Below are 3,775 nucleotides of genomic sequence, written 5' to 3' on the forward strand. Positions count from 1 at the left end.
GATCGAGCCCGCGACGGCTCTTGCCCGTGGCCACCGCCAGTCGCTGACCGGGCCGCGCGCGCAGCCGGGCAAGCCGCGCCTCGACGCCGTCAAAGAACGGCATCGGCGTGGTGTTCTGGTGCACGAAGTGGTGGGAGTAACGCTGCCGGAGCGTTTCGGCCTGGGCCGGCGCGATCCCCGGGCAGAGCGTGGCGATCGCCTCGGGAAGACCGAGGCCGATGATGTCCTCGATGGCGCTCACCTCGAGCTCGCCCCACTCGGCCTCGCGGGCGGCGGCCTGCATGCAGGCGACGATCTTGGGCACCGAGTTCATCAGGGTACCGTCCCAGTCGAAGATGATCAGATCGAAACGCATGGGGCTCCTTATATCAGCGGCGAGCGCGGGCGAGCGCGCTTTCGAGCGCCTCGGGCAGCGGCGCCTTGACGGTGACCGGGCGGCCATTGCCGGGCTCCGGGAAGGTCAGCGCACGGGCGTGGAGGAAAAGACGCTCCACCTCCAGCTGCCGGGTCATCTGGGCGCTCTCGCGGGTGGCGTACTTGTCGTCGCCGAGCAGCGCATGACCGGCGTGGGCGGCGTGCACGCGAATCTGGTGGGTGCGCCCGGTCACCGGCTCCGCTTCGATGAGCGTGGCCTTCTCGAAGGTCTCGAGCACCTGGAAGTGGGTGCGCGACACCTTGCCGTTGGGGTCGACCCGCACCCGGCGCTCGCCGTTGCCGGCATCGAACCGGTCGAGCCGGGCGCTGACGTAGGTCTTGCGCGCCGGCCACCGCCCGCTGACCAGCGCCACGTAGCGCTTGTCCATGGCGTGCTTCTTGAGCGACTCGTTGAGCGTCACCAAGGCCTCGCGGGACTTGGCCAGCAGTAGGCAGCCCGAGGTGTCGCGATCGAGCCGGTGGACCAGCTCGAGAAAGTTCAGGTCGTCGCGCACCTGGCGCAGCGCCTCGATGAGGCCGATCTTCACGCCGCTGCCGCCGTGCACCGCAAGACCTGACGGCTTGTTGAGCACCAGCCAGTCGGGCCCCTCCATGATCACGCTGCCGACCAGCAGGTCGCGCAGGTTGTCGCTGACCTCCTTCTGCGCCTCCCTGGGCGCCAGGCGCAGCGGCGGAACGCGCACCAGGTCACCGGCGACGAGTCGGTAGTCCGCCTTGATGCGCTTCTTGTTCACGCGCACTTCGCCCTTGCGCACGATGCGGTAGATCAGAGCGCGCGGCGCCCCCTTGAGCCGGGTCATCAGGAAATTGTCGATCCGCTGACCCGCCTGTTCCGGGGCGATCTCCACCCACTGTACTTCACGCCCTTCGGCCATCGCCGCATGCTCCTGGTTCGATTGCTTCTTTTTCATGCCAATGTTTCACGCCAGGGCGCCATTCTAGCGCAGTGGCCAAGCCATTGCGTCAATTGCTGGCGGTTGTCTTTGCTGTTATATTCCAGTGAGCTCATCGGCATGGCGTGATCCGCTGTCGGGACGACCCGACGACCCCGTGATGATCACGCCGAAGGGGAACCCCGCACATCGTTGCCCGCCATGCCCAAGCGCCTGCACGACCGACACGCAGGCCCGAGCGAAGGTCCAATGGAATAGTGTACGCATTACCCATTACCGAACGGTTCTAGAAGAACACCCCTTTTGCCCCGACGGGCGAAAGGGCCCGTGACGTTGCCGAGTCGGCCGCCACGAAAAAGATGACACGACTTGTCTCGAGCCTGCTCCTGCGCGTCACGCAGGGTGCACGCTCGGGACACAAGATCAACGCGGTGCCGATACCGGCGCCGGCGAATCGAAGAATGCCAGGTGTAGGCGGTGTCAGCAGGGCCGGATGGACGTGACAGCCACCGAAACATGTCCTGCCTCCGCCACGTACTCAACGCCCACCGACCGCGCGGGCCCTCATGCCCCCGGTTCAACGCGTCAGCATAGCCATGCGCCGAGCACAAGCACGCAGCAAACGCGATTCGTCGACGCCCCGCCAGACGGCGAATCGGTGCACATGCTTTGCGAGACACCATGAAAAGAATGCTCATCAACGCGACCCAGCCCGAAGAGCTGCGGGTCGCACTCGTCGACGGACAGCGCCTCTACGATCTGGACATCGAATCCGGCGCCCGGGAACAGAAGAAAGCCAACATCTACCGCGGCAAGATCACCCGCGTCGAGCCCTCGCTCGAGGCCGCCTTCGTCGACTTCGGCGCCGAGCGCCACGGCTTTCTGCCGCTCAAGGAGATCTCGCGGGAGTACTTCGTAAAGGACGTCTCCGGACGCCCCAGCATCAAGGAAGTCCTGAAGGAAGGCCAGGAAGTCATCGTCCAGGTGGATAAAGAGGAGCGCGGCAACAAGGGCGCGGCGCTGACCACCTTCATCAGCCTGGCCGGTCGTTTCCTGGTCCTCATGCCCAACAATCCGCGTGCCGGCGGCATTTCGCGGCGCATCGAAGGCGACGATCGCAGCCAGCTCAAGGACGCGATGTCGCAGATGACCGTGCCGGACAAGATGGGCCTGATCGTGCGCACCGCCGGCATCGGGCGCAGCGCCGAGGAGCTTCAGTGGGATCTGGACTACCTCGCCCAGGTGTGGGAGTCGATCACCGCCGAGGCCACCAAGCGCCCTGCCCCCTTCCTGGTCTACCGTGAATCCAACGTCATCATCCGCGCCATGCGCGACTACCTGCGCCAGGACATCGGCGAGGTGCTGATCGACAATCCCGAGATTCACGCCGAGGCCCTGGGCTTCATCCGCCAGGTGATGCCGTCGTACCAGCAGAAGATCAAGCTCTACACCGATGAAGTGCCGCTGTTCTCGCGTTTCCAGATCGAATCCCAGATCGAGACCGCCTACCAGCGCGAAGTGAAGCTGCCCTCCGGCGGCTCGATCGTCATCGACCACACTGAAGCGCTGGTGTCGATCGACATCAACTCGGCGCGCGCCACCCGCGGCAGCGACATCGAGGAGACCGCGCTCCAGACCAACTCCGAAGCCGCCGACGAGATCGCCCGCCAGCTGCGCCTGCGTGATATCGGCGGCCTGGTGGTCATCGACTTCATCGACATGGGCCCGGCCCGCAACCAGCGCGAAGTGGAAAACCGCATGCGCGACGCGCTCAAGCTCGACCGCGCTCGCGTGCAGATTGGACGCATCTCGCGCTTCGGCCTGATGGAGATGTCGCGCCAGCGCCTGCGCCCGTCGCTCGGTGAAACCAGCGGCGTGGTCTGCCCGCGCTGCAACGGTCAGGGCACGATCCGCGATGTGCGCTCGCTGTCGCTGTCGATCATGCGCTTGATCGAGGAAGAGGCGATGAAGGAGCGCAGCGCCCAGATCCGCGCGATCCTGCCGGTGCCCGTCGCCACCTACCTGCTCAACGAGAAACGCAGCGTGCTGGCGGACATCGAGTCGCGCCAGGACGTGCGCGTGGTACTGCTGCCCAACCCGGACATGCACACCCCGCACTACGACGTGCAGCGCCTGCGCGCCGACCATCTCGACGAGGACGAGAGCCACACGCTCTCGAGCTTCGAGCTCTCCACCGAGACCGACATCGGCAAGGAACCGGACCCGAGCTTCGCACCACCCGTGCAGCGCGCCGAGGCGGCAGTGAAGACCGTCGCCCACAACGCCCCGGCCCCGGCTTCGCTGCAGACCGAGACACCCGCGTCTGCCAAGAGCGCGCCGGCGGAAATCCCGGAAACCGGCGTTCTGGGCCGCCTGATTCGCGGCTTCAGCAAGCTGCTGGGAAGCGACGAGGCGAGCGACACCAAGAGCCAGCCCGCCGCTCGCGC

The 3,775-nt window shown here is 66.1% G+C and carries 3 protein-coding genes; 1 reads left to right on the forward strand and 2 read right to left on the reverse strand.

Annotated features, from left to right (window positions below):
- Positions 1–355 (reverse strand): HAD family hydrolase (locus BIS11_RS12790; RefSeq protein WP_253586187.1); only part of this gene is annotated, 355 nt, incomplete at its 3' end.
- Positions 356–368: 13 nt separating this feature from the next.
- Positions 369–1,310 (reverse strand): RluA family pseudouridine synthase, encoded by a 942-nt coding sequence (locus tag BIS11_RS12795; protein WP_253426056.1) that lies wholly within the window; start codon positions 1,308–1,310, stop codon positions 369–371.
- A 699-nt stretch (positions 1,311–2,009) separates the two neighbouring features.
- Between BIS11_RS12795 and rne the strand changes: the two genes are divergently transcribed.
- On the forward strand, positions 2,010–3,775 hold a 1,766-nt coding region (gene rne, locus BIS11_RS12800; RefSeq protein ID WP_253586189.1), incomplete at its 3' end, for a ribonuclease E.

The organism is Halomonas sp. 707D4 (assembly GCF_024158685.1).
Classification (GTDB): Bacteria; Pseudomonadota; Gammaproteobacteria; order Pseudomonadales; family Halomonadaceae; genus Vreelandella.